General features: G+C 60.7%; 28 protein-coding genes. 14 read left to right on the top strand and 14 right to left on the bottom strand.

What is annotated here, in order from left to right:
- Position 1: 1 nt before the first annotated feature.
- The 4 genes from AC2FIR_RS02975 to AC2FIR_RS02960 all read right to left on the bottom strand — a co-directional run bounded on the left by AC2FIR_RS02975 (position 2) and on the right by AC2FIR_RS02960 (position 2,635).
- Complete coding sequence (locus AC2FIR_RS02975; RefSeq protein ID WP_170614250.1) at positions 2-187, bottom strand: Trm112 family protein; 186 nt, start codon at positions 185-187, stop codon at positions 2-4.
- Positions 184-825 carry an LON peptidase substrate-binding domain-containing protein gene (locus AC2FIR_RS02970; RefSeq protein ID WP_170619278.1) on the bottom strand — a complete coding sequence of 214 codons (642 nt, stop codon included), beginning with the start codon at positions 823-825 and terminating at the stop codon, positions 184-186. The genes AC2FIR_RS02975 and AC2FIR_RS02970 overlap by 4 nt, the downstream gene beginning before the upstream one ends.
- Positions 826-852: 27 nt before the next feature.
- A complete protein-coding gene (gene trxA, locus AC2FIR_RS02965; RefSeq protein ID WP_496761894.1) occupies positions 853-1,770 on the bottom strand; it encodes a thioredoxin in 918 nt (305 codons plus the stop codon).
- Positions 1,771-1,846: 76 nt separating this feature from the next.
- The gene (locus AC2FIR_RS02960) at positions 1,847-2,635 is read right to left on the bottom strand and encodes an exodeoxyribonuclease III (RefSeq protein ID WP_170614247.1); all 789 of its coding nucleotides are present in this window, start codon (positions 2,633-2,635) and stop codon (positions 1,847-1,849) included.
- A gap of 210 nt (positions 2,636-2,845) precedes the next feature.
- Between AC2FIR_RS02960 and AC2FIR_RS02955 the strand changes: the two genes are divergently transcribed.
- Positions 2,846-3,088 (top strand): hypothetical protein, encoded by a 243-nt coding sequence (locus AC2FIR_RS02955; protein ID WP_170614246.1) that lies wholly within the window; start codon positions 2,846-2,848, stop codon positions 3,086-3,088.
- Positions 3,089-3,290: 202 nt separating this feature from the next.
- On the opposite strand, the gene AC2FIR_RS02950 is transcribed toward AC2FIR_RS02955, so the two are convergent.
- Entirely contained in the window at positions 3,291-3,977 is a 687-nt protein-coding gene (locus AC2FIR_RS02950) for a response regulator transcription factor (RefSeq protein ID WP_170614245.1), read from the bottom strand.
- Between the two features lie 162 nt (positions 3,978-4,139).
- On the opposite strand from AC2FIR_RS02950, the gene ribA reads away from it, so the two are divergent.
- Positions 4,140-5,234, top strand: a complete 1,095-nt coding sequence (gene ribA / locus AC2FIR_RS02945; protein ID WP_480904440.1) for a GTP cyclohydrolase II — start codon at positions 4,140-4,142, stop codon at positions 5,232-5,234.
- Positions 5,231-5,731 carry a L,D-transpeptidase family protein gene (locus tag AC2FIR_RS02940; protein ID WP_496761891.1) on the top strand — a complete coding sequence of 167 codons (501 nt, stop codon included), beginning with the start codon at positions 5,231-5,233 and terminating at the stop codon, positions 5,729-5,731. The genes ribA and AC2FIR_RS02940 overlap by 4 nt, the downstream gene beginning before the upstream one ends.
- Here AC2FIR_RS02940 and AC2FIR_RS02935 read toward each other — a convergent pair.
- Positions 5,715-6,374, bottom strand: a complete 660-nt coding sequence (locus tag AC2FIR_RS02935) for a YggS family pyridoxal phosphate-dependent enzyme (RefSeq protein ID WP_321249586.1) — start codon at positions 6,372-6,374, stop codon at positions 5,715-5,717. The genes AC2FIR_RS02940 and AC2FIR_RS02935 overlap by 17 nt on opposite strands.
- A 104-nt stretch (positions 6,375-6,478) precedes the next feature.
- Positions 6,479-7,543, bottom strand: coding sequence for a porin (locus AC2FIR_RS02930; protein ID WP_496745092.1), 1,065 nt, complete (start codon positions 7,541-7,543; stop codon positions 6,479-6,481).
- Positions 7,544-7,825: 282 nt separating this feature from the next.
- On the opposite strand from AC2FIR_RS02930, the gene AC2FIR_RS02925 reads away from it, so the two are divergent.
- The 4 genes from AC2FIR_RS02925 (at position 7,826) to holA (ending at position 12,439) form a co-directional block, all read left to right on the top strand.
- Positions 7,826-8,314: a DUF3576 domain-containing protein gene (locus AC2FIR_RS02925; RefSeq protein ID WP_496745216.1), complete on the top strand. Its 489-nt coding sequence runs from the start codon at positions 7,826-7,828 to the stop codon at positions 8,312-8,314.
- 72 nt (positions 8,315-8,386) lie between these two features.
- Positions 8,387-10,924, top strand: a complete 2,538-nt coding sequence (gene leuS, locus AC2FIR_RS02920; RefSeq protein ID WP_496745094.1) for a leucine--tRNA ligase — start codon at positions 8,387-8,389, stop codon at positions 10,922-10,924.
- Positions 10,911-11,414 carry an LPS assembly lipoprotein LptE gene (gene lptE / locus AC2FIR_RS02915; protein WP_170614239.1) on the top strand — a complete coding sequence of 168 codons (504 nt, stop codon included), beginning with the start codon at positions 10,911-10,913 and terminating at the stop codon, positions 11,412-11,414. The genes leuS and lptE overlap by 14 nt, the downstream gene beginning before the upstream one ends.
- Entirely contained in the window at positions 11,411-12,439 is a 1,029-nt protein-coding gene (gene holA / locus AC2FIR_RS02910; protein ID WP_496715793.1) for a DNA polymerase III subunit delta, read from the top strand. Before lptE ends, holA begins: the two co-directional genes overlap by 4 nt.
- Position 12,440: 1 nt before the next feature.
- On the opposite strand, the gene AC2FIR_RS02905 is transcribed toward holA, so the two are convergent.
- Positions 12,441-13,625, bottom strand: a complete 1,185-nt coding sequence (locus AC2FIR_RS02905) for a TIGR03862 family flavoprotein (RefSeq protein ID WP_496745095.1) — start codon at positions 13,623-13,625, stop codon at positions 12,441-12,443.
- 47 nt (positions 13,626-13,672) lie between these two features.
- On the opposite strand from AC2FIR_RS02905, the gene AC2FIR_RS02900 reads away from it, so the two are divergent.
- Positions 13,673-13,969: an HNH endonuclease gene (locus AC2FIR_RS02900; protein WP_170679419.1), complete on the top strand. Its 297-nt coding sequence runs from the start codon at positions 13,673-13,675 to the stop codon at positions 13,967-13,969.
- Here AC2FIR_RS02900 and AC2FIR_RS02895 read toward each other — a convergent pair whose 3' ends face one another.
- From AC2FIR_RS02895 to AC2FIR_RS02885, 3 genes are read right to left on the bottom strand one after another with little or no spacing between them, the layout of a single operon-like run.
- Positions 13,970-14,707, bottom strand: a complete 738-nt coding sequence (locus tag AC2FIR_RS02895) for a VOC family protein (protein ID WP_496745097.1) — start codon at positions 14,705-14,707, stop codon at positions 13,970-13,972. It lies immediately after the preceding gene.
- Positions 14,704-15,303, bottom strand: coding sequence for an enoyl-CoA hydratase/isomerase family protein (locus AC2FIR_RS02890; RefSeq protein WP_480440920.1), 600 nt, complete (start codon positions 15,301-15,303; stop codon positions 14,704-14,706). The genes AC2FIR_RS02895 and AC2FIR_RS02890 overlap by 4 nt, the downstream gene beginning before the upstream one ends.
- Positions 15,304-15,308: 5 nt before the next feature.
- Positions 15,309-16,058, bottom strand: coding sequence for an SDR family oxidoreductase (locus tag AC2FIR_RS02885; protein ID WP_496745218.1), 750 nt, complete (start codon positions 16,056-16,058; stop codon positions 15,309-15,311).
- A 134-nt stretch (positions 16,059-16,192) separates the two neighbouring features.
- Here AC2FIR_RS02885 and AC2FIR_RS02880 point away from each other — a divergent pair, with 134 nt between their 5' ends.
- The 5 genes from AC2FIR_RS02880 to lpxK all read left to right on the top strand — a co-directional run bounded on the left by AC2FIR_RS02880 (position 16,193) and on the right by lpxK (position 22,311).
- Complete coding sequence (locus AC2FIR_RS02880; RefSeq protein WP_496745099.1) at positions 16,193-17,710, top strand: DUF2125 domain-containing protein; 1,518 nt, start codon at positions 16,193-16,195, stop codon at positions 17,708-17,710.
- A 250-nt stretch (positions 17,711-17,960) separates the two neighbouring features.
- Entirely contained in the window at positions 17,961-19,307 is a 1,347-nt protein-coding gene (locus AC2FIR_RS02875) for a TldD/PmbA family protein (RefSeq protein WP_496745101.1), read from the top strand.
- Entirely contained in the window at positions 19,294-20,094 is an 801-nt protein-coding gene (locus AC2FIR_RS02870) for a 3'(2'),5'-bisphosphate nucleotidase CysQ (RefSeq protein ID WP_480904412.1), read from the top strand. The genes AC2FIR_RS02875 and AC2FIR_RS02870 overlap by 14 nt, the downstream gene beginning before the upstream one ends.
- Positions 20,091-21,326, top strand: a complete 1,236-nt coding sequence (locus AC2FIR_RS02865) for a 3-deoxy-D-manno-octulosonic acid transferase (protein ID WP_480904409.1) — start codon at positions 20,091-20,093, stop codon at positions 21,324-21,326. The genes AC2FIR_RS02870 and AC2FIR_RS02865 overlap by 4 nt, the downstream gene beginning before the upstream one ends.
- Positions 21,313-22,311, top strand: coding sequence for a tetraacyldisaccharide 4'-kinase (lpxK, locus tag AC2FIR_RS02860; protein ID WP_496745103.1), 999 nt, complete (start codon positions 21,313-21,315; stop codon positions 22,309-22,311). The genes AC2FIR_RS02865 and lpxK overlap by 14 nt, the downstream gene beginning before the upstream one ends.
- On the opposite strand, the gene AC2FIR_RS02855 is transcribed toward lpxK, so the two are convergent.
- Genes AC2FIR_RS02855 through AC2FIR_RS02845 form a run of 3 tightly spaced genes read right to left on the bottom strand, consistent with a single transcriptional unit; the run spans position 22,312 to position 24,606 of the window.
- Entirely contained in the window at positions 22,312-23,424 is a 1,113-nt protein-coding gene (locus tag AC2FIR_RS02855; RefSeq protein WP_170614228.1) for a CaiB/BaiF CoA transferase family protein, read from the bottom strand.
- The gene (locus AC2FIR_RS02850; RefSeq protein WP_170614227.1) at positions 23,424-24,086 is read right to left on the bottom strand and encodes a DsbA family protein; all 663 of its coding nucleotides are present in this window, start codon (positions 24,084-24,086) and stop codon (positions 23,424-23,426) included. The genes AC2FIR_RS02855 and AC2FIR_RS02850 overlap by 1 nt, the downstream gene beginning before the upstream one ends.
- 13 nt (positions 24,087-24,099) lie before the next feature.
- The gene (locus AC2FIR_RS02845) at positions 24,100-24,606 is read right to left on the bottom strand and encodes a DUF721 domain-containing protein (RefSeq protein WP_170614226.1); all 507 of its coding nucleotides are present in this window, start codon (positions 24,604-24,606) and stop codon (positions 24,100-24,102) included.
- A gap of 81 nt (positions 24,607-24,687) precedes the next feature.
- Between AC2FIR_RS02845 and mutY the strand changes: the two genes are divergently transcribed.
- Positions 24,688-25,743 carry an A/G-specific adenine glycosylase gene (gene mutY / locus AC2FIR_RS02840; RefSeq protein ID WP_170614225.1) on the top strand — a complete coding sequence of 352 codons (1,056 nt, stop codon included), beginning with the start codon at positions 24,688-24,690 and terminating at the stop codon, positions 25,741-25,743.
- Positions 25,744-25,777 lie beyond the last annotated feature (34 nt).

Here is a 25,777-nt window from a genome sequence, read left to right as displayed (position 1 = left end):
ATCAGTCGAGTTCTCGTGCTTCATCCACGAGCATCACCGGGATGCCGTTGCGGATCGGAAAGGCGAGATTTGCGGCTTTCGACACAAGCTCCTGCTTTTCGGCATCAAAATGCAGCGTCGTATGGGTTTGCGGGCAGATCAGCGCCTCGAGCATGCGGCGATCAAAAGTGGTGTCGGGTTCGCTCATTGCAGTTTTTCCTCGTTAGAGCCGCCGCGCAGGGCGAATTCGATCAGCGTCACAAGCGTTTCACGCCGGGTGCGCAGACAGGGCGCCTCGAGCAGAGCCTGTTTGTCCTCGGGGTCGAAATCCAGCAGCATCGACAGAGAGTTGACCAGCAACTCATCATCTGCGTCCTTCAACGTGTCCCAATCCGTCGACAGATGGCGTGAGGAAAAGAATCGCTCCAGAAGATTCAGAAACCTTGTGCGATTGAACCCGTCATCCTGTTCCGCCTTGCCCAGATCGCGGTCAAACCCATCCCACGAGACCGAGCACCGTCGATAGGGCGTAAATGCATCCAGTTCGGATTTGACCCGAAACCGCGAAATCCCGGTCAGTGTGATCAGATATCGGCCATCTTCCGTTTCGGAAAACTGTGTCACCCGCCCGGCACATCCGATCTGGTGCAGCTTGCTTTCATCGCTTTGGCACGGATTCGGCTGAACCATGGCTATCAGCCGTTCCTGAGTCTTGAGCGCGTCGTCCAGCATCTGAAGATAACGCGGCTCAAAAATGTGCAGCGGCAGGCGAGAACGGGGCAACAGCAGCGCCCCGGGCAATGGAAAAACGGATACCGTTTCCGGCAGATCGGCGGGATGCATCATGTAGCCGAGTGTAGCCCTGATCCGGAATTAGGCAAATATCATCGAGCTGAGCTTGCGCCGCCCGTTCAGAACCACAGGGTCATTTGGCTTGAGCGCGTCGAAAATCGTGAACAGCTGGGTTTTGGCGGCTCCGTCGTTCCATTCGCGGTCCCGGCGGAACAGTTCCAGCAATTGCGCCACCGCGTCCTCGACATCACCATTGGCATGCAGGGCCTGCGCCAGATCGAACCGGGCCTGATGGTTGCCGGGTTCGGCTTCGACGGCGGCGCTCAGCTCGGCCACCGGGCCTGCGTCGGCTGCCTGTTTGGCCAGTTCCAGCTGGGCATGCGCGGCCTCAAGCTCGGCTGTGCCGGAGATTTCGACCGGTGCCCCGTTCAGGATGGCTTCGGCCTGTTCCAGATCGCCAGACGCGATATGCGCACGCACCAAACCACCATAGGCGCCGGCATGGTTCGGATCTTCGCCCAGAATGGCGGCAAAGGTCTGCGCCGCATCGACGGCGGCCCCTTCAGCCAGCATTTCTTCGGCGGCCTGAACGGCATCATCCAACTGTCCGCCCGGGCTTTGGCCGCCGGCCGCTTCGATCACGCGGTCCACAAACGCCTTGACCTCGGAACCCGGCACCGCGCCCTGAAACCCGTCAACGGGCTGGCCCTGGAAAAACGCATAGACGGTCGGAATCGACTGAACGCGCATCTGCGAGGCGATCATCTGGGCCTCATCCACATTGATCTTGACCATCTTCACCGCGCCCTTGGCGGCGGTCACGGCCTCTTCCAACTGGGGTCCTAGCGTCTTGCACGGCCCGCACCACGGTGCCCAGAAATCGACGATGACCGGAGTTTCCTGCGACGCTTCAACAACATCGGCCATGAACGTGGCCTCGGTTCCGTCCTTGATCAGATCGGTGACATCAGCGCCGGCTGCGGCGTTCAGAAATTCCATGGCTTACACTCTCTCGTTCGAACTTGGCCTCTATATGCAACCACAAAGGGCAGAAACCAATAGTAGAGTTGCGGGCTCAAAGGTCGAAAGTCGCAAAGACGGGCGCATGGTCGCTGGGTTTCTCCCAACCGCGCGCTTCGCGCAGAACGCGGCTGGAATGACCCGCGTTCGAAATATCAGGCGTCGCCCAGACATGATCCAGCCGCCGCCCCTTGTCCGCAGCATCCCAATCCCGTGCCCGATAGGACCACCAACTGAAAAGCTGGCCTTCGGGGATGTCATTGCGTGTGACATCGACCCAACCGCCCGCATCCTGCGTTTCGGCCAGTTGCTCGACCTCGATGGGTGTGTGCGACACCACCTTGAGCAGTTGTTTGTGCGACCAGACATCATCTTCGCGCGGGGCGATGTTCAGATCACCGACCAGGATGGATTTTTCGGGTTTCTCCGAATGGAACCAGTCCCGCATATCCGTCAGGTAATCCAGTTTCTGACCGAATTTCTCGTTCACCTCACGGTCCGGCACATCGCCGCCTGCCGGGACATAGAAGTTATGAATCACCACGCCGTTTTCCAGCCGCCCGGCGATATGGCGGGCATGACCCAGCCCGGCGAAATCCTTGTCGCCCACCTCCTCCAGCGGAAGACGCGACAGGATGGCTACGCCGTTATACCCTTTCTGACCCCGCGCGATCAGATGGGTATAGCCCAACTCGGCAAACCCTTCGGTCGGGATTTTTTCAACCGGTGACTTGCACTCTTGCAGACACAGAACGTCGGGGGCCTCTTCCCGCAGCAATTTCAACACGATAGGTTCGCGCAGCCGGACCGAGTTGATGTTCCATGTGGCAATTGTGAAGGGCATGTGGAAGGTCTCCTGTATCGCGGTTGGTGCAACCTAACGCCCCGGTGGTCAGGGTGCCATGAGAAAAAAAACCCGCATGTAATTTGATGTGAGGCGCTCGTTTTCTTCATCGCTTTATCGAGTTTGCCAATTTCTTGTGACTTCCTGCCAACAGGCTTGCCCGCTGTATGTCGCGGTCACAGGTGTGCATCGGATGAATGAGGCCACACCATGATTGAACACGAACCGCAGCCTGCAGCGTACTACGATCAGAACGGCATCTGGACGCTGGACCCCACGATCGCGGACCACCAGGTGTGCGATACTTTTGCCGAAGGTGTGAGCGATCTCGTGCAGTTGCTGGACGACAACAAACCGATGTTGTCACGGGACGTTTACGCCCGGCTTTTCGCATCACTGCTGACAATGTCCAGATTGCTCGGAGAGTATGAAGACCGCTGGAAAGACAACTGACTTAACATAACGCCAGCGCGCAACCACACGGCCGGAGCGCCGAAATTCACACGTAAACCTTCGGTTGCAATAAAAAAAGCCGGGCCCGGAGGCCCGGCAGTCCAACAGGGAGGTACATGTCATGACCCGGACATGCGCGGGATACGATCACCTTAAATATGTTTACAGAGTATCACTTTGATCCACCTCAATCCACACCCAGTTACGAAACGAGTCTATAGCCACCCGATTCTGTGACCAAAAGGCGCGCATTGGACGGGTCGGGCTCGATCTTCTGGCGCAGGCGATAGATATGAGTTTCCAGCGTGTGGGTTGTGACACCTGCATTGTAGCCCCAGACCTCGTGCAGCAGGACATCGCGGGCAACAACGCCGTCGGTGGACCGGTACAGGAACTTGAGAATATTGGTTTCTTTCTCGGTCAGGCGAATTTTGCGATCCTCTTCGGTGATCAGCACCTTCATCGCCGGTTTGAAAGTGTAAGGGCCCAGGACGAACACCGCATCTTCAGATTGCTCGTGCTGGCGCAGCTGGGCACGGATGCGAGCCAGAAGAACCGGAAATTTGAACGGTTTCGAGACGTAATCATTTGCGCCGGCGTCCAGACCCAGGATGGTGTCGGCGTCGCTGTCATGGCCAGTCAGCATCAGAATCGGGCTTTTTACACCTTGTTTACGCATCAGGCGGCATAGTTCGCGCCCGTCGGTGTCAGGAAGGCCAACATCAAGAATCACCAGATCGTAGATCGCCTCGCGGGCGCGCTCCATGGCTGACGACCCGTCGGATGCTTCGAAGACATCAAAATCCTCGGTCATCACAAGCTGCTCACTCAGAGCTTCGCGCAGATCCTCGTCATCATCCACAAGCAGAATTTTCTTGAGCTGAGCCATGTTCCCGTCCTCCTATGCCTTTTGCATCACTTGCGTGTGGAATATGCAATCAACAAGATTTGCTGCAACTGTCTCACGACCTCGTGTCTGACGTATAGGAAATGTTTCACATTTTCCGCGGATCAGGCTACCTGATGGACGAAACGTTATAGGATAACACGGATGAGTCTCATTCCAGACATCTCGGAATTGCTGGCACGGGCGCGGGCAGATCTGCGCATGGGCCTGCCTGTGGTCCTGACAGATGACGGCGGGCTTAGCGTGTTGGCCCTGGCGTCGGAAACACTCAGCGCGCAAAGGCTTGCCGATCTCAGGGGTCTTGGCAGCGACCCGGTTGTCACGATCACCGGACGGCGGGCGGAAACGCTCAAGGCGCGGGCCTATGACGGCGATCTGGCGCGCGTGATCCTTCCGGCGGATGCGGATATTGGATGGGTGCAGGCCGTCGCCGATCCGTCAGACGATCTGAACGCACCGATGAAAGGCCCCCTGATGTCCGAGCGTCAGGGACATGCCAATCTGCACCGGATCGCGATTGCGCTGACGAAATCCGCCCGCCTATTGCCTTCCGCTGTTGTCACCGCAATCGAAGACGGCCGCGCCTTTGCGGCAGCGCATGGACTGACCTGCATTGATCATACGCGCGCGGCACCTCATCTGGCCGACCGCAGCGCCTTGCACGAAGTCGTTGCAGCGCGCCTGCCAATGGAAGTGTCCGAGGCAGGCCGGTTGCACATTTTTCGCCCCGAAGACGGCGGAGAAGAACACTACGCCATCGAGATCGGACGCCCGGATCGGAGCAAGCCGGTTCTGGCCAGATTGCACTCGGCCTGTTTTACAGGCGATCTGATGGGCAGCCTGAAATGCGACTGCGGCCCACAGCTTCGCGGGGCACTGGCCCAGATGGGCACGGAAGGTGCCGGCGTCCTGCTGTATCTCAATCAGGAGGGTCGCGGCATCGGGCTGGCAAACAAGATGCGCGCATATTTCCTGCAGGATCAAGGGTTTGACACGGTCGAGGCCAATCACCGCCTGGGCTTTGAGGATGACGAGAGGGATTTTCGCCTGGGGTCGGATATTCTGAAATCCCTTGGCTTCAACGCAGTCCGCCTGCTGACCAACAACCCGGCAAAGATTGCGATGATGGAGAAAACAGGAATCGCCGTAACCGAACGGGTGCCGCTGCAAGTTGGCGAAACGGCGCATAATCGGGGGTATCTGGCGACCAAGGCGGCAAAGTCGGGCCATCTGCTGTGACACCAAATGATCTTGTGCTGACGCCGCGCGGTGTCCGGTTTCGGGGTCGGGTCTTCCCCTGCGCCATCGGCAAAGGCGGGATCAGCGCGGACAAGCGCGAAGGCGACGGCGCAACACCGGTTGGAACGCACCGGATTGTGGCCATGCTGTACCGGCCGGACCGCATCTGTCGGCCCGTGCCATGGGCGCGTCCGATCGGTCCGGGGGATCTATGGTCTGACGACATGCAGGATGCGGGTTATAACCATCTGGTACGGGCGCCTTACGCCCACAGCCACGAGAAACTGCGCAGATCAGACCCTTTGTACGATCTTGTGCTCGTCGTTGACTGGAACTGGCCCGACGCGATTCCAGGGCGCGGCTCGGCCATCTTTATTCATCAATGGCGGCGACAGGGGTTTCCCACCGAAGGCTGCGTGGCCTTTCGCCGGGACCATCTGAAATGGATTGCCAGGCGTGTCGCCCAAGGCACGCGATTGATTATCCCTGCGGCCTGACCCGCTCGCCAAAAATTGCCGAACCGACGCGAACATGCGTTGCACCCAGCGCGATGGCTTTCTCGAAATCCCCGCTCATGCCCATGGACAACCCGGACAAGCCGTTTCGTGCTGCGATCTTTGCCAGCAGGGCGAAGTGCAGCGAAGGCTCCTCCTCTATCGGAGGTATGCACATCAATCCCTGAATTGGCAGGTCGAGGTCACGGCATTCGGCAACAAACGCATCCGCATCTGAAGGCATGATTCCGGCCTTCTGCTCCTCTTCCCCGGTATTCACCTGAATGAAAAGGTCAGGGCAGTGGCCCAGTTCCTGCGCCAGACGCGCCAGTGTCTTGGCAAGTTTGGGGCGGTCAACCGAGTGGATCGCGTTGCACAGTTCCATCGCCTGACGTGCTTTGTTGGTTTGCAGCGGGCCGATCAGATGCAGGTCAATGCCGTCGTACCGCTCTTTGAAGGCGGGCCATTTTCCTGCTGCTTCCTGCACCCGGTTTTCACCGAAACACCGATGGCCCTGATCCAGCACCGCCTGAACCCGTTCATCGGGCTGAACCTTGGAAACGGCGATCAGCTTTACCGCGCCAGCGGGCCGTCCATTGGCAATTTCCGCCTTGGCGATACGGTCGGTGATTTCCTGCAGCGACATGGGGTTCCTCAATCTGCCTACCTGCGCAGACAAACACCAAGTCGGCACAAAAGAAAAGGGCAGGTCTTTCGACCTGCCCTCAAACCTTGCGGTTTCAGATCAACTTAGAAGTTGAACTGAGCACCGAAGTCAGCACGGATGGTGCTGCTTCCGCCGCCCGGCTTCGAGCTGCCTACACCACCGCGCAGCGATGCACCGCCGCCCAGGTCGTAGATAGCGCCGATACCATACTGACGGGTGTCGTTGCTTGCCGAACCGTCACCGTATGCTGCGGTGATGGTGGCTGCTGCGCCAACGTTCCAAGCCAGCGACAGACCGTATGCGGTGCCGTCGGTGCCGCTTACGCGGGTTTTATCGTCAGCAACAAACAGGGTGCCCGAGAAGTCGCCCCATTCGCCACCCAGGGTCAGAACAGCCAGGCTAGGCTTGCTGCCACCGCTCGGAGCGTCGGTCTGACCGTAAGCAACAGCGGCAGTGATGTTGCCGAAGCTGTAGGTCGCGCTGAGGTCCCAACGGTCGCGTGAACCGACGACGGTTGTCAGAGCCGGGCCACCAGCGACGGTACCGATTGTGGAGGTCACAGCGTCAACCTGGTCGTACGACGCGCCGAAGGCGAAATCACCAACTGCGTACTGGAAGAACACAGCGTTTGCGCCCGAACCGGTCGACGAATAGGCTAGGAAGTCATAGTCAACGCCCGAGTACTGGCCGATGAACGATTCCAGGCCCGGCTCATTACCGTAGTAGTTTGCCAAGTTGTCGAACGAACCCGATACGTTGCCGGCGTCAACACGCAGACCGCCGTAGATGACCGAGAAACGTGCGCCGTTCAGGCCAGCCGAGTTGGCTTCGCCGGTTGCCGCGTTTTCGTCAGCCTGCAGACGAACACGACCCGAGAACTCTACGCCACCGTCGGTTTCAACGTTTGCGTCGATGTTCAGACGGAAGCGCGATACCAGGATGGTGTCCGAGCCCTGAACCGATGCAGTCAGGGTTGTGGTGGTGACAGCACCACCGGCTGTCACGGAGCGGACAACGGCGGAGGTCGAGAAGCTACGGTCTTCCTGGTAGCCGATACCAAAACGGCCGTAACCGCTGAAGCGAACATCAGCCGCTGCAACGCTTGCGGTTGCAATCAGAGCGGTCGATGCGAAGAGAACTTTTTTCATCTTGTTTCCCTCGGTTTCAAAAGTTTTTCTACTCGACATATGCCTCAGCACATGTCTCAGCACGGACACCGTTTCGCTCTTTTTGCCCCCTTCGCGCAAGCTTACCTTAATTGCGTCGCCTGCATTGGCCCCGGATTGGTGCAAGGATGCCACAGTCGATTTCCACCCCCGGAACCCGCATTCTGCGCCAATATAAGAAAAGAATAGGCTTGTTGCTGCACTGCGCCTTGTCTAGGAGTATCAACCAACAACGCAAAACCAATGAAGCAGGACCTGTCGACGATGCGCCTGAAAACGATTCTGGGTTTGATAATACTGACCGCCGCTGTCGCCGCCTGCGGGCGCAGCCAGCCATTGCCGGGGGATGCACGCTCGTTGACTGTCGATGGCTCTTCGACCGAGGAACGCGAACTCAGCGATCCGGGCCGTACAACGATCTGGGATGTCTTCGGACCGAACAACTCCGAGCAGGTCACAAATGTGAACCGCTATTTGTGGCGCGCTTCGCTGGATGTGCTGAATTTCCTTCCAGTACAGGAAGTTGACCCGTTTACCGGTGTGATCGTGACCGGCTATGGCAAGCCGCCGGGTGGCGGGCGATCGTATCGGGCGACGGTCCATATCAGTGACCCGGCGCTGGCGGCGCGCTCGTTGACTGTCTCGCTGCAAACCAGTGGCGGTGCTCCGGTCAGTGCCGCAACCACCCGCGCGGTCGAGGATGCGATCCTGTCCCGCGCACGCCAGCTACGCATTGCGGACAACAAGTTCTAGCCACCCGCCGCAAATCGCAATATTACCACGCCGGGTTCATGCCCGGCGTTTTCATTCACGAAGGACCGCACCATGTCGCGCTACTCGGCCAACGAAATCGAAGCAAAATGGCAGGAGGCCTGGGACAGGGCCGGGATCTTCACCGCCGACCACAAGGCGGACAAGCCGAAATATTACGTGCTTGAGATGTTCCCCTACCCGTCCGGCCGAATCCATATGGGGCATGTGCGCAACTACACGATGGGCGACGTGATCGCGCGGCATAAACTGGCGACCGGCCACAACGTGCTGCACCCGATGGGCTGGGATGCGTTCGGGATGCCGGCGGAAAACGCCGCGATGGCGATTGGTGGCCACCCGAAGGACTGGACCTACGGCAACATTGCAGACATGCGCGGGCAGATGAAGCCTTTGGGCCTGTCGATCGACTGGTCTCGTGAGTTCGCAACCTGTGACCCCGAATATTACGGCCAGCAGCAGGCCTTGTTCCTGGACATGCTCGAAGCCGGGCTGGTGTATCGCAAAAACGCCGTGGTGAACTGGGATCCGGTCGACATGACCGTGCTGGCCAACGAACAGGTGGAAAACGGGCGCGGTTGGCGATCCGGAGCGCTGGTGGAACGTCGCGAACTGACCCAGTGGTTCTTCAAGATATCGGACTATTCCGAGGAACTGCTCGACGCGCTGGACACTCTGGATAACTGGCCCGCCAAGGTACGCCTGATGCAAGAAAACTGGATCGGCAAGTCACGCGGCCTTCAGTTTGGGTTCGAACGTACCGATGGCGAAGAGCCGATCACCGTATATACGACTCGCCCCGATACGCTGCTGGGCGCGTCCTTTGTCGGCATCTCACCAGACCACCCGATTGCCAAGGAGCTTGAGGCAGAAAGTCCCGAAGTTGCTGAATTTGTTGCCGAATGCCGCAAGGGTGGCACCACGGAAGAGGCGATCGAGACCGCTGAGAAACTGGGCTATGATACCGGTATCCGCGTAAAACACCCGCTGGACCCGAATTGGGAACTCCCTGTCTGGATCGCCAACTTCATCCTGATGGATTACGGCACTGGCGCGATCTTTGCCTGCCCGGCGCATGACCAGCGCGACCTCGATTTCTGCCGCAAATATGGCCTGCCCGTGGTGGACACCTTCTTTGCGCTGGATGACGACACGCCGGTCGACAAGATCGCTTTTGTCCCGCCCAAATCCGAAAAGGTTCGCTGGGTGAATCACTTCGCTGGCCTGACCGAGGCGACGGGTGACGAGGCGATCGACGCCACCGTCGACTTTGCCGAAAAGGCCGGCTGGGGCGAAGGCGTCACCAAATACCGCCTGCGCGACTGGGGTTTGAGCCGCCAGCGCTATTGGGGCTGCCCGATTCCCGTTGTTCATTGTGACAGCTGCGGCGTGGTGCCCGAGAAAAAGGAAAACCTGCCGGTCCGCCTGCCCGACGATGTCACGTTCGACAAACCCGGCAACCCGCTGGATCGTCACCCGACCTGGCGTGACTGCGCCTGCCCGAAATGCGGAGCCCCGGCAAAGCGCGAGACCGACACGATGGACACCTTTGTCGATTCGTCGTGGTATTTCGCCCGTTTCACCGCCCCGCGTGCAGAAACGCCAACGGATATGGCGGAAGCCGAATACTGGATGAATGTTGATCAGTATATCGGCGGCATCGAGCATGCGATTCTGCACCTGCTCTATTCCCGATTCTTCGCACGGGCGATGAACATCACGGGCCACTTGCCGAAAAAAGCCATCGAGCCGTTTGATGCCCTATTCACCCAAGGCATGGTGACGCACGAAATCTACCAGACCCGCGACGCCAATGGCCGCCCAGTCTATCACCTGCCCGAGGACGTGACCGACGGCAAACTGGCGGACGGTGCCGAAGTTGAGATCATCCCTTCGGCCAAGATGTCCAAATCCAAGAAAAACGTGGTGGATCCGGTCAGCATCATCTCGGCGTTTGGTGCCGACACCGCGCGTTGGTTCGTGCTGTCCGATTCGCCGCCCGAACGGGATGTGGAATGGACCGCGGCCGGGGCCGAAGCGGCCTACAAGCATCTCAATCGCGTGTGGAACCTTTGCGACAAGATCGGTGCGATGGACCCGGACGCAAAAGGCGAAGGTGATGAGGACCTGCTGCGCGAGATGCATAAAACCATCCGCGATGTGTCGCTGGGTGTCGAAAGCTTCGGCTTCAACGCGGCCATCGCCAAGCTTTATGCGTTCACAAACACGCTGGCCAAATCCAAGGCAGGGGCTTCGGCCCAGAAGCAGGCAATCAAAACGCTGGCACAGCTCATGTCGCCGATGACACCGCATCTGGCCGAAGATATCTGGGCGCATCAGGGCGGAGAAGGTCTGGTGGCGGTCGCCCCATGGCCCGTCGCAGATGAGACGATGCTGATCGACGACACGGTCACGTTGCCGATTCAGATCAACGGCAAGCGCCGCGCGGAAATCAGCGTGTCCAAGGATTTGGCCAAGGACGAGGTTGAAAAAGTCGCGCTCAGCACCGAAGCTGTGCAAAAGGCGCTGAACGGTGAAGCGCCGAAGAAAGTGATCATAGTGCCGGGCCGGATCGTAAATGTCGTTGTTTGATCGCAAATCGTGGCGGATACTGCCGCTTGCAGCTGCTCTGTTTGTTGCCGCTTGCGGTTTCCAGCCGGTTTATGCCCCCGGCGGTTCAGGCGAAGCGCTCTACGGGAAGGTTGTCGTGTCTGCCCCGAATGACGTCGACAGCTATCTTTTGGTTCAGAACCTAGAACAGCGTCTGGGGCGCAGCGCGGAACAGGTTGAGGATTACGACCTGAATGTTCAGGTCGCGACCACGACTCTGGCAGCGGCCATCACTACGACCAACGAAATCAACCGCCTGACCATTAATGGCCGGGCCAACTTTACGCTTGTGTCAAAAGCCACAGGGCAGGTGGTTGCATCAGGTTCAGAGACCAATTTCGTGGCCTATTCGGCTGCCGGTTCAACCGTCTCGACCCTGGCCGGGGAACGCGCGGCCAAGGAACGTCTGATGGTGATGCTTTCGGATCAGATCGTCAATCGCCTGTACGCCACCACAGGTCCGGCCACATGAAGCTCAGCCCGCGCGAGGCCGAGGGGTATTTTACCCGGCCCGACGCGGACAAGGCCGGGCTGCTGATCTATGGCGCGGATGCGATGCGTGTTGCGCTGAAACGGCAGCAGGTTCTGGCGGCCCTTCTGGGCCCCGCCGCCGAGGAAGAGATGCGGCTGACCCGGATCCCGGGATCGGAATTGCGCGGCGATCCGGCGTTGCTGCTGGATGCCATCAAGGCGGTTGGGTTTTTTCCCGGCCCCCGGGCCGCCTTTGTCGAGGATGCGACGGAGACCGCAGCGCCTGCGATTCTGGCAGCGCTGGAAGACTGGGCGCTTGGCGACGCGCAAATCGTTGTGACCGCCGGCCAGCTCAAACCAAGTTCGAAAATCCGCAAGGCGTTCGAAACCCATCCGGCGGCTTATGCCGTGGGTATCTACGACGATCCGCCTTCCCGGGCCGAGGTCGAACGGATTCTGTCCGAAGCAGGTCTTCAGAACATTTCCCGCGACACCATGTCGGCGCTGGCCGAACTGGCGGTTGCGCTCAGCCCTGGGGATTTCACCCAGACCGTTGAAAAGATTTCATTATACAAGCGCGGCGACCTTTCTGAGCTGACCATCGAAGATGTCGAATCTTGCGCGCCGCGCTCGACCGAAGCGGCGTTGGACGATGTCCTGAATGTGGTTGCCGAAGGACGAACGGCCGAAATCGGGCCATTGCTTCGCCGTTTGCAGGCGCAGGGCACAAACGCAGTCACCTTGTGCATCGGGGCAACCCGGCATTTTCGCACGCTTTATGCCTGCGCTTCAGATCCGGGCGGTGCAGCGCAGGGTATCGGCAAGCTGCGTCCGCCTGTTTACGGCAAGCGCCGCGACCGGATTTTGCGGCAGGCACAGGGTTGGGGTGCGCAAAAACTGCAAACCGCGCTGACGGTGCTGACCGATACGGACCTTTCCCTGCGATCAGCCGGTCAGACCGCACCCGCGCTGGCACTGGTCGAACGGGCAATGATCCGTCTGGCAATGCTGGCACGGTCGCGCTAGTTCACCCTGCCCGTTCCAGCCATTCCGCCGCCGATCTGCCTGCCCATCGCCCGGTCGCCAGACATGCAGTCAACAGATACCCGCCGGTCGGAGCCTCCCAGTCCAGCATCTCGCCCGCACTGAACACGCCGGGCATGGCGCTGAGCATAAACCCGTCGTCCAAAGCCGCGCGGACAACACCACCTGCGGTCGAGATCGCCTCGTCCATCGGGCGCAATTCCGCGCCACGCACGGGCAAAGCCTTGAGCATTTTGATCGTCTGTTTTGGCGTAAGTGACTGCCCCGCCGTCATTTCGTGAAACAATGCGACTTTCTGCGGCGGCAATCGCAAACTCTTTTTCAACCACTGAGACAGCGTCGTTTTGGGCTTTTTGTCCGAAAACCGGCGGTGCAGCACATCCTCTGCCAGATCGGGCAAGAGATCGACCTGCAATTCCGCGCCGTCGCGCAACGCCGGTGTCAAGGCATACAACCCGCCCCCTTCCAGCCCCGTCGCCGAAAGGGTCGCCTCCCCACGAGACCGCAGCTCACCGGCGCGCCATTCAACTGATTTAAGCGGCGCGCCGAAATGCGGCTGCATATGCGGGCTCCAGGAAACCGAAAGGGCCGAGTTCGATGGGGCGAACGGGGCCAGAGGAACACCTTTCTCCGCAAGATGCGTCACCCAGGCACCGTCCGATCCCAGTCGCGCCCAACTGGCCCCGCCCAGTGCCAGCACCGTGGCGCCACTGGACAGGCTTTGACGACCATCGGGTGTCTCAAACAGCAGTTTTTGTCCTTCCCAACCCAGCCAGCGCCAGCGCGTTCTGATCTGCACCCCGGACGTATCCAGTCGCCTTAGCCAGGACCGCAACAAGGGCGATGCTTTCATCGCCTTCGGAAACACGCGACCAGTCGAGCCGGTAAACACTTCTTGCCCCAGATCGCGCGCCCATTCCTGCGCGGCCTGCGCATCGAACCCCGCGATCATCGGGCGCAACCAGTCAGCCGCGCTGCCATAGGACCGGATCAGTGTGTCAAAGGGCTCATCCTTGGTCAGGTTCAATCCGGACTTGCCTGCCATCAGGAATTTGCGCGCAACGGATGGTTTGGCCTCAAGCACCAGCACGTCATGGCCGGCACGGGCCAGTTGCTCTGCCGCCATCAGACCCGCCGGACCTGCTCCGATCACCACAGCCTGCGCCATCATTGCCCTCTTGTCATGTGCTTCGGACGGCGCGACTCTGCCATACCATGTTGACAACCGATCCGATCTGCCCGCTTTGCGACCGCCCGATCCCGGAAGGGAGCGGCAGCGTGCACCATCTGATCCCAAAACTCAAAGGTGGCAAGGGAGGACCCACCGTTTTGCTGCACCAGATCTGCCACAAAGAAGTTCACGCCACGCTGACCGAAGCCGAACTCGCGCGCAGTTACAGTACGGTCGAAGCCCTGCGCGCACATCCCCGGCTTGAGAAGTTTCTGATCTGGGTGCGAAAGCGACCGCCCGGCTTCCGTTCCAGGGTTCCGGGCAAGCGGCGCGGGCGCTGACTATGCAGGCAACCATTGATCCCCGGCGGCATCGCTGACCGCAGCACTCAGCCCTTCTATTTCCAGCCCCCGGTAATCCGGAACCGGCGAGAATTGCGCATCCGGGGCATGCTGAAACTCCAACGTTGTATAGGGGCGTTTCCAAAGCCATTCGCGGTTCTGGACGGCCCAAAGATCACCACTTGGCGGCACGTCTTTCGTAAAGGCGTAAAAGTGCAGATCAAATCCATAAAGCGCGACATCCTGCATCGACAACAACCGCATGCCCTGACCCCGGCAGAACTGGTCTTCGGACGCAATATCACCCGTTCGCAGCGTTACCTGTCCGATACGGGCCCGCGCAAAGGGGTCCTCTGGATCGGCGGCCCCGTCCGGGCGGTTGCCGTCAAAATCATGCTGCAGCAATTCGATGACAAAGCCGTCCGGATCGCTCAGATGCGCCATATATCCGATATCCAGGAACTGCCTTGGCGCGCTGACATCGACGCCCATTCGGCGCAGATGGGCGGCAGCCAGATCAACGTCGGGCACAGTGATCCCGATCTTCCAGTATCGCTGACCCCGGTCGTGCCGATAGCCACCACCTCCGGGCATAAGCAACAGATCCGCATCCTGACCTGCATAACCAACCCGCCGGTTCGGACCTTCCCGCCGCACGGACATTCCAAACGCATCGCGGTAAAACCCCGCAAGAGCATCCGGGTCGTCAACGCGCAGGCGCAGGGCGGACAATCTCATCGGCACATCCTTGCGATCCCGGCCGCGATTTCGGGATTGGCCGCAAGGCTGTCGGCTGCCAGATCACGGGCAGTGGTCATCAGATGATCCGGCTCGACGATCCTGTCGACCAGACCAAAAGCATAAGCCTCTTGCGCGGAAATTTTCTGACCACACATCAGGATCAGCCTTGTCCGCGCAGGTCCGATCAACGCCGTCATGCGTTTGGCATCGGATGGCTGTGGCAGAAAGCCCAACTTCATGACCGGATAAAAGACCTTCGCCGTCGGCACTGCAATGCGGATATCGCAAGCCAGGGCCATGCCGTTCGCGCCCCCTGCCAGAGTTCCGTTCAGCGCGGCGATGGTCAGGCAGGGCAATGCGGCAATGGCGCCCGAAAGGCGTTCCCACACGTCCGAAATTGCCAGGCCGGCCCGGGCCTCGTCCAGATCCGCGCCCGCGCTGAACACCTTGCCGGCACCGGTCAGGATCAACGCGCGGGCCTGTGTTGCACTTTCGGCGATCTCGGCCATACGCGCCAGCATGTCCCCGGTCAGCGCGTTGGCCTTTCCGGGGTTGTTGATGGTGACGGTCCACAACCCGTCGGCCTTATCCATTTCAATCACGTCAGCCCGACCCTTTTGCGGATGTCTTCCTGCCTGAGCGAGATTTCCGTCCCAAGAAACTCATCCGCGTTCGGCGTGCACATCCACAACAGGGCCCGTGCAGGCCAGTCGGCCGGAATATGGTCGCTCCAGTCCAGCTGACTGACGGCGTTGATACCACTGGCCTTGATCACCCGCTGCATGTCCGTCGCAACCGTTCCCGGCGACAGCCCCATCGCGCGAATACCGTGATGGGCCTCTTCCAGATGCAGGCACTCGGTCATCATCTTGGCTCCGGCCTTGGACGCGCAGTAATGGCTCCAGGCTTCGACCGGGTTGGAGGCCGCGCCCGAGGATATTGTCAGAACCGTACCACCGCCCGCCGCACGCATGACGGGCAGCGCCGCACGCATCCCGTAGAACACACCCTTGAGGTTGATATCGATCGCCTGGCTCCAGGCCTCGGGATCGGCATTGGACAGATGAAAGATCGGCTCAATGACACCGGCATTGCCGATCAGAACATCCAGGCCGCCAAACCGGTCCACGCAATCGGCCACGACCTGTTCCACCTGCGCAAAGTCGCTGACATCGCAGCTAAGCGCGATGGCGTTGTCACCCAGCGCCGAGGCCAAAGCCTCGATCTGGTCGCGACTGCGCGCCACCAATGCAACATTGGCGCCGGCTGCGGCAAATACGCGCCCCGCTTCGGCGCCGATACCCCGGCTGGCGCCGGTTATCAGTACAGTTTTCCCTTGCATCGGAATACTCTGCCCCCATTGAAATCATGTCTGGGGACTCTGTAACGCGCGCAAGGGGAATTGGTCCAGCCCTGCCCCCTTGACGCCCGCCGCCGCAGGCACGACGATATGCGCAAAAATTCATCGAGAAGGGTAATCCTATGTCGCATTTCCTTCGCCGCAGTTGCGGCGCTGTTCTGGCTTATGCCGTTGTCAGCCAAGGGGCGCTGGCCGACGTAACAGCCAGCGACGTCTGGGCCGACTGGCAGGCTTACTTCACGCAAATGGGTTATACCGTAAACGGCGAACAGTCGGTGTCCGGTGCCGTAACCACCATCTCGGACATGACGCTTGCAATGGCCTTGCCCGAAGAAGAAGGGCAGTTCGTGATCAAGGTCCCGGAAATGACGCTGGGCGACAACGGCGATGGGACCGTCAGCATTGGCTTTCCCGACTCCTTTCCCATGAGCGTCACCGGCAATGCCGAAGGCGAGGAATTCTCTGCCGATGTTGTCTACGCCCTGGATGGGTTGGACATGGTTGTTTCCGGCGCCCCGGACGACATGACCTATACCTACACGGCCAATTCCATGGCGGTCTCGCTGGACAACATTCAGGTTGACGGCCAGCCAGTACCCCGGGAAATTCTGGACGCCAGCATGACGATGACAGGCCTGACCGGCAGTTCGCAGATGCGAATCCGCGACGGGCGCGACATCAAACAATCCTTTGCAGTGACCGCCCTGACGTACGGGCTTGCCTTTGATGATCCCGAAAGCGGTGAAACCGGCAAAATCGACGGAAAGCTGGACCAGCTTGTCATGGACAGCGACAGCGTGATACCGGCCGACTTCAACATGTCGGACCCGGCGGCGCTGTACGAGGCCGGTTTCGCCTTTTCGGGCAGGTTCACTTATGCATCTGGCCAGACCAATATCGCCGGCACGAGCAAGGGCGAAGCCTTTTCCATGAGCAGCCAGTCCGAAGGCGGCCAGTTCGGCGCCAGCCTCGACGCACAGCGGATTGCCTACGACATCAACCAAAACAGCACCAGGCTGGCCGTCACTACCGCCGATTTGCCGTTCCCGATCGAAATCGCGATGACCAATGCCGGGCTGAAATTCGAACTGCCGGTTCAGCAATCGGAAGAGATCCAGCCCTTTGCCTTTGGGTTGAACCTGACCGATTTCACCATGTCCGATGTTTTGTGGGGAATCTTCGACCCTGCAGGCGCGCTGCCCCGCGACCCGGCGACCATCGCGCTGAATAGCACCGGAACGGCGAAGGTACTGATGAACATCTTTGATCCCGAAGTGGCTGAAGATCTGACCGGCGAAGCACCGGGCGAGTTGCACTCGCTGAAAATCACCGAGCTTCTGGTTTCACTGGTGGGTGCCCGCCTGACCGGTGACGGTGACTTCACGTTCGACAATACCAACACCCAGCAACCTGGCGGCATGCCGGTTCCCGCTGGCGAAGCGAATCTGCAGCTTGTCGGGGCGAACGCCCTGATCGACAAGCTGATCGGCATGGGAGTGATTTCGGACAACGACGCGCTGGGTGCCCGGATGATGATGGGGCTGATGGCCGTACCGGGTGACGCGCCGGACACGCTGAACTCGACCATCAAGTTCACCGAAGACGGTCAGATTCTGGCGAACGGCCAGCGCATCAAATAAGCCAGCCAATGGCACCACGGGTCTGAAAGGCCTGTGGTGCCAGCCTCGCACTTCAGCAAATACCGTGACCCCCGGCAGCTCGGGTAAAGCGAACACAACAGTGCCGTCCCACCCTGCCGAACCGGACACACATCCCACCAATACCCCAAACTCAGACTGATCCGGTGCTTCGTCACGCTCAATCCGGCCGCAGGACTTGCGGGGCGCGCAGTCCAAGGCTAGGTCCAGTAATAATCAGAGCGGAGGCGTCATGACCCGAACACCCGAAGAGATCAGCCATCACCTGCTTGATGCTGCGCGCAAGGCCGGGGCAGAATCCGCAGATGCGATCGTGATTGACGGCTCCTCGGTGTCGGTCGAAGTGCGTGAGGGTGCTCTGGAACATGCCGAACGCTCGGAAGGAACCGATCTGGGTCTGCGCGTGTTTCTTGGCAAACGTCAGGCGATTGTCTCAAGCTCTGACAGCCGCCCCGAAACGCTGAGCGCGATGGCCGAACGCGCCGTGGCGATGGCGCGTGAAGCCCCCGAAGACCCGTTCACCGGTTTGGCCGATCCCGACCAGCTGGCCACCGAACGGGACATGCCTTCGCTTGAAATGTTCGACCCAACCCCCGAGCCCGCGGCCGAAGACCTGCTGCAGGACGCACTGGCGGCCGAAGCTGCTGCACTGGCCGTGACCGGCGTCTCACAAGTGTCAGACGCCGCTGCTGCGTATGGCACACACAGGGTGCATCTTGCGGCCACGAACGGATTTTCCGGGGGGTATCTGCGCAGCAGCCGATCGACATCCTGTGTCGCAATATCGGGCGAAGGCACCGGGATGGAACGTGACTACGACGGCGACAGCCGCACCTTCCAAAGCGATCTTCGCAGCCCGGAAGAGATCGGGTGCACTGCGGGTGAACGCGCCGTCCAGCAGGTTGGAGCCCGCAAACCGGCAACCGGAAGTTTCCCGGTCCTGTTTGACGAGCGCATCTCATCCTCGCTGATCGGCCATCTTCTGGCGGCCGCCAACGGGTCTGCAATCGCGCGCGGGGCGTCATGGTTGACCGATTGTTTGGGCCAGCAGGTCCTTCCCGATCATCTGTCGCTGATCGAAGATCCGCACCGCCCGCGCATCTCGGGATCACGCCCGTTTGACGCCGAAGGACTGCCGACCAGCCGCCGGGCGATAGTCGAAAACGGTGTTCTGACCGGCTGGACCCTCGATCTGTCCAGTGCCCGCAAACTTGAAATGCTGTCCACCGGAAACGCCGCACGCGGCGTGTCCGGACCACCCTCGCCCAGCAACTGGAACCTGAGCCTGACGCAGGGCGACCAAAGCCGCGAGGACCTGTTGCGCGACATGGGCAACGGGCTGCTTGTGACATCGATGATCGGGTCGACCATCAACCCCAACACCGGCGACTATTCCCGTGGCGCATCCGGGTTCTGGGTCGAGAACGGGCAGATTACCCACCCGGTCAACGAATGCACGATTGCGGGCAATCTGCGCGACATGCTGAAACGGATCGTCCCGGCAAATGACGCGCGCCCCTATCTGTCACGGGTTGTCCCATCGCTGCTGATTGAGGGAATGACACTTGCCGGCAACTGACCTGCCCCTGCTGATCGAGGCCGCCCGGGAGGCTGGCAAGATCGCCACCCGATACTCGGGGGCAGATGCGCAGCGCTGGGACAAACCCGATGGCACCGGCCCGGTGACCGAGGCGGATCTGGCCGTCAACGCGATGCTCGAACAGATGTTGCCTTCGGCACGCCCCGGTTATGGCTGGCTGAGCGAAGAGACCGAAGATTCACCCGACCGGCTGTCACGCCGCAGGACATTCATCATCGATCCGATCGACGGAACCCGCAGCTTTGCCGAAGGGTCGCGAACCTGGGCACATTCCCTGGCGGTCGCGGATCAGGGCAAGGTGACGGCGGCGGTGATCTATCTGCCGATGCGAAACCTCCTGTATGCGGCAGCGGCTGAACAGGGCGCAACACTGAACGGTGAGCGGATTCATACCACGCAGACAAACCGCCTGCATGACGCCGAAATTCTGGCTGCCAAACCTAACCTGAAGCCCGTTCACTGGAAGCACGGGCAGGTGCCCGATTTCAAACGCAACTACCGCCCATCCCTGGCCTATCGCATGGCCGCAGTGGCGCAGGGGCGGTTTGACGGGATGCTGACCTTAAGGCCCAGTTGGGAATGGGATATTGCAGCCGGTGATCTGATCATCCGCGAAGCCGGTGGCATCTGCTCGAACCGGCAAGGACAGCCGTTGCGCTTCAACAACCCCCAACCGCGCCTGAACGGTGTGATCGCGGCGGGTGCCGAAACCTACAGGTTGCTGTGCGAACAGCTTGACCCGGACGGGCATGGGCTGCCGGTATGAGCAAGCCCAGGTCCTTCAGCCTTGCGGCCTATCGGGTACTGTCCTGGGGCGTGCCCAAAACCGGAGGGCAACAGCAGCAGGCGCGCCCGGACGGCGAATTGCTTTGGGTTCACGTCAACAGCCACCTGCGCTTGCGCGTTGTGGATGAGTTTTGCCACAGGCTGACGCGGTCGCGTCCTGACCTGTCGGTGCTGATTACCGCCCCTTACGGCGCCGATCTGGCGCTTTGGGCGGATAGCACCTTTCCGGTTGTTTCCCTTCCGGCCGAGCAAACCGGCGCGGTTCGCGGATTTCTGGAACACTGGCGACCGGACATTGGTGTTTGGGTTGGCGGCGGGCTTGTTCCCAACCTGATCACCCAAGCGGAAGAAAACGGCATTCCGCTGATCCTGATCGAAGCTCAGGTCGATGTCGTGATTCCGCGGGGGGCCAGATGGCTGCCCGACCTTGCCCGATACACTTTCGACTGTTTTCACACGATTCTCACGGCCACGCCTGAAGCCGCCCGTCAGATCCGGCGGCTGGGCATACATTCGGCCAAGGTCACGGAATCTCCGCCGCTGCATATCAGCCCCAACCCGCGCCCATGGCCCGAAGACGAGTTGATCGAGACCAATCACGTGCTGGCCGGTCGGCCTGTCTGGCTTGCCTCATGCGTGCAGGACAAGGAGTTCATCTCGGTGCTCAGCGCGCACCGGCAGGCGTTGCGGATGCTGCCCAGGCTCGCGCTGGTTTTGCATGTGGCGGACGCGTCCGAAGCGCCCCCCCTGCACCGGCGCCTTGCGGCCATGGACCTGCGCTGTGTCAACTGGGACGAAGGCCAACCGATCGAAGATACAACACAGGTGATCCTGTCCGCCGAACGCGAGGATCTGGGCCTGTGGCAACGGGTTTCCGCCGTGACATTCGCAGGCAGTTCGCTGGAGAGTGGCATGGGCGGTCATGATCCGCTTGAAGCGGTGGCACTTGGATCGGCGGTTATCCATGGACCGTTCGTCCACCGCCATCAGGAGCTCTATGACCGCCTGGACATGGCGGATGCCGCCCGCACAGTCAGAACCGCAACCGAACTTGGCGACGCGGTCGAGGATTTGCTGGCGCCGGACCGCGCGGCCGATATGGCCCTGGCCGGATGGCAGATCGTGACCGAGGGCGCCCCACAGGCAGATCGGCTGATCGACATGGTTCAGGACCTGCTGGACCTCCGGAGGACACAGCATGCGGGCGCCTGAGTTCTGGAATTCCCCGCCCGGCCGTCCCGCATTGCGTGCCCGGTTGCTGGCGCCGCTGGGGCGGCTCTATGCGGCGGCGACCGCTCGGCGTGTCGCCTCGGAACCGGGGATCAGGCCGGGCGTTCCGGTCATCTGTATCGGCAACCTGAATGCGGGCGGCACTGGCAAGACGCCCACCGTGATCTGGATGATCGAACAATTGCGCGACGCCTGGCACGAAGCGCATGTGGTTTCGCGCGGCCATGGCGGCTCGCTGGATGGGCCCGTGCGCGTTGATCCGGGCAAACACACTGCCGCTCAGGTCGGAGACGAGCCTTTGTTGCTGGCGGCCTTTGCCGAAGTTTGGGTGGCCAAGGACCGGGCAGCAGGTGCACAAGCGGCGGCCGATGCAGGCGCCACCGCGATCATTCTGGATGATGGTTTTCAGAATCCGTCCGTTGCCAAGGATTTCTCGGTCATCGTGGTGGATGCTGCACGCGGATTCGGAAACGGTCTGTGCCTGCCGGCCGGCCCCCTGCGCGAACCCGTCGACGCCGGTCTGCAGCGCGCGGATCTGGTTCTGTCGCTGGGCGATTCCGACGCACAGAACACATTTACCGCGCAGTGGGGCAAACGTCTGAACGTGCCGCATGCCACCGGCGCGGTTGAACCGCTGCAAACCGGCATGGAGTGGGACGACGCTCCGGTTCTGGCATTCGCAGGCATCGGGCATCCGGAGAAGTTTTTTCGGACCCTGCGCCAGCAGGGCGCGCGCCTGCTTCGGGCCGAGGCGCTGGATGATCACCAGCCTCTGACACCCGCCCTGATGACCCGTCTGGAAAACGAAGCCCGCCTGCTGGGCGCACAGATGGTCACAACCGAAAAAGACGCCGTGCGCCTGCCGCCCGCGTTCCGCAGCAAGGTGATCACCCTGCCTGTTCGTCTCCAGGTGGACCAATCCGATCTGGTCCGGGACATGGTGCTGAAAGCGGTTCCGCCGCCCTGATCAGTTATCCTCGCCCAACTTCGGCGAAGGGCGGGTCAGGGCAAGCTCGGCATCGGAAAACACAAACGGCGTGCGCACACCGGGCACACCGTCCAGTTCAATCTGCATTCCACGCGCAATGACCTGTGGGTCCGCCATCACCTCGTCCATCGTATTGATTGGACCGGCGGGAACGCCCCCGGCTTCGCAGGCTGCCAGCAGTTCAGCCTTGTTGCGCTGCGCCGTTTCGCCATTCAGACGGGCGATCAGCACCCGGCGGTTGGCCAGCCTGTCCTTGTTGTGCAGAAAATCCGGCGCGGTGGCCAGTTCTGCCAGCCCCAGGATTTGGCACAGGCTTTGGTACTGACGGTCATTGCCGGTGGCGATGACAATATGGCCGTCGGCACAGTCGAACACCTGGTACGGAACCAGGTTGGGGTGCGCGTTGCCCATCCGCAAAGGCGCAACACCGGTTGTCAGGTAGTTCAGCGCCTGATTGGCGGTGACAGCCACGGCGACATCCAGCAGCGCCATGTCCACATGTTGCCCACGGCCTGTTGTCTGGCGCTGATACAGAGCGGCCAGTACGCCCGCGACTGCATATACCCCTGTGAACACGTCCGTTGTCGCAACGCCCGCCTTTTGCGGCTGCCCGTCCGCCTCACCGGTAATGGACATCAGTCCGGACATGCCCTGAATGATGAAATCATACCCGGCCCGCTTGGCGTAGGGACCGGTTTGACCGAACCCGGTGATCGAGCAATAGACCAGACGCGGATTGATCTGTTTCACGCTGTCATAGTCCAGCCCGTATTTCTTCAGGCCGCCGACTTTGAAGTTTTCGATCAGGACGTCTGCATCCGCTATCAGCGCGCGCACCTTTTCCTGACCCTCGGGGGTTCTGAAATCCGCCGTGACAGACGCCTTGCCCCGATTGGTCGCGTGAAAATACGCCGCCGATACATCGTCATCCCGCGTTACAAAGGGTGGTCCCCAGGCGCGGGTATCATCCCCGTCCGGAGATTCGACCTTGATGACCTCGGCCCCAAGGTCCGCAAAGGTCTGACCGGCCCAGGGGCCAGCCAGAACTCGTGCCAGTTCGACAACCTTCAGACCGGCCAGCGGGGCCGCCATCAGTTGCCCAACTCGTCTTCGATCAGTTGTTTGAACTCTTCGTAAGACTGGTTCGAGACCTTTTTGCCGTTAACGACAAATGACGGTGTCGCGGTGATGCCGTCGCGCTCGGCGTTTTCCTGATACCAGGCCACCAGCGTCTGGGCGCGCGTTCCGTCCTGCAGGCAGGCCTCAAGCTCATCGTTGCCGATACCGGCCAGACGACCGATCTTGCGCAGCTCGTCAACGATTTCGGCGGGACCACCCGCGCGGGACCACTCGGACTGGCCTTCATAGATCAGATCCGTGATGCCAAAGAACTTTTCCGGTCCGCCGCAACGGGACACCAGCGACGCCCACAGACCGTAGCGATCAAAATAAACCTCGCGGTAGATGAACTTCACCTTGCCTGTGTCGATGAATTCCTTTTTGAGCTGCTTGTACGGCCCGGTGTGAAAATTCGCGCAATGCGGACAGGTGTAGGATGCATATTCGATGATCTCGACCGGAGCATCTGCGGCCCCCTGCACCATTTCTTTAATGGTCGAGGTGTCCAGGTCGGCTTCCTGCGCCTCGGCGCTGCTGATCAGCGGGTTGGCGGGGGTGGAATTTGACAGCGACAGCCAATAGCCGCCAGCGGCAACGGCGACCGCCGCGCAGATTACGGTTGCAATACGGCTCATTCTCAGCCCTTTCTCAGCGTTTTTGTCTGGATAAAACGTTGCGGCCCAGGCGTTCAAGAGCCGCGCGCAAATCACCATCGTTTACGTCACGCGACACTTTGTCTGCCTCGGCAGCGATTTCGGGTTTGATTTCGGGTTTCGCCGGCTTCGGCTTGTGGTCGAAACTGGCCTGCCCCTCGGCAAATCCTGTCGGAGCGGTCTGCGTGATGTGCACGCGACTGATCGCGTTATAGCCATAAACCGCATTCACCTTGCCGCGCAGCTGTTCTTTCTGCATTTCCAGCATCGGTGCCTGCGGGCCGGTGGTCAGCAGGGTCAGCGTCGCCCCTATCCCCCCTTTGCCATACCCAACCTTGACTGGCCGCGCGATGGCCGCAATGTCCTGCCCAACGATCTCGGCCCAGTGGGTCAGTAGACGCGATACGGCAAACCCCCGGCTTTCACCGGCCTGACGGATCTGATTGTTCAGCAATGTTGCGGTCCGTTTGAACCCGCGGGTGGTCGAACGTCTCGGTCGCATCTGGTTTCCAACTCCTGCGCGGCTATTGTAATGGGCAGAACAACGGGCGCCAGCGAAACCCGACGCGGAGAGGCATAAAAGTTGCGTGACATCACTGAATTTAACGTCAGCACGGCGTTGCTGGACTGGTACGACCGTCATGCACGTAAAATGCCGTGGCGTGTCGGCCCCGCGGAGCGGGCTGCCGGGGTCCGCCCCGACCCATACCATGTCTGGCTGTCCGAGGTGATGTTGCAGCAGACCACCGTTGCCGCCGTGCGGGACTATTTCCTGCGCTTCACCGCGCGCTGGCCGACCGTTGACGCCTTGGCAGCGGCGCCTGACGATCAGGTCATGGGGGAATGGGCCGGTCTGGGTTACTATGCCCGCGCCCGCAACCTGCTGAAATGCGCGCGCATCGTGACTGATGTGCATGCAGGCCAGTTCCCCAACACATATGACGACCTGTTGAAACTGCCGGGTATCGGTCCCTATACCGCTGCCGCCATTTCTTCCATCGCCTTCGACCGCCCTGAAACGGTTCTGGACGGCAACGTCGAACGGGTCATGTCCCGGCTTTACGACATTCACGATCCCCTGCCCGGTTCGAAGCCACAGTTGAAGGACAAGGCGGCGGGCCTGACCCCGGTGGAACGGCCCGGCGATCATGCTCAGGCGGTCATGGATCTTGGCGCGACGATCTGCACCCCGAAATCTCCGGCCTGTGGCATTTGCCCCCTGCGCGCGCCCTGCCAGTCCCGCCTAGCGGGCACGCAGGCGGAATTGCCCCGGAAGACGGCCAAAATGCCGAAACCCACACGATACGGGCATGTCTATATTGCCCAGCGCGGGGATGGTGCGATGCTGCTGGAACGCCGACCGGACAAGGGATTGCTGGGGGGGATGCTGGGCTGGCCAGGTTCGGACTGGTCCGACACGCCGATCGAATCGCCACCTTTTGCGGGAAACTGGCAGGTCCTGCCAGCGGAAGTGCGCCACACGTTCACCCATTTCCATCTGGTGCTGCGCATCTGGGCGGCGCCCCTGCCTGAAAACTCGGCCCCGGCGGGCTTGACCATCATTGAAAAACACGCGTTCCGACCCGGTGACCTGCCGACCGTCATGCGCAAGGCTTACGATCTGTGGCGCGACCATTGAGCCGTTGAATCACAGCTCAATGCCCGGCTAGTGT

The sequence above is a fragment of the Ruegeria sp. CDSB136 genome (assembly GCF_059610965.1).
Note: the sequence above shows the minus strand (reverse complement) of the source record. Positions and strands in the feature narration are given on the sequence as shown.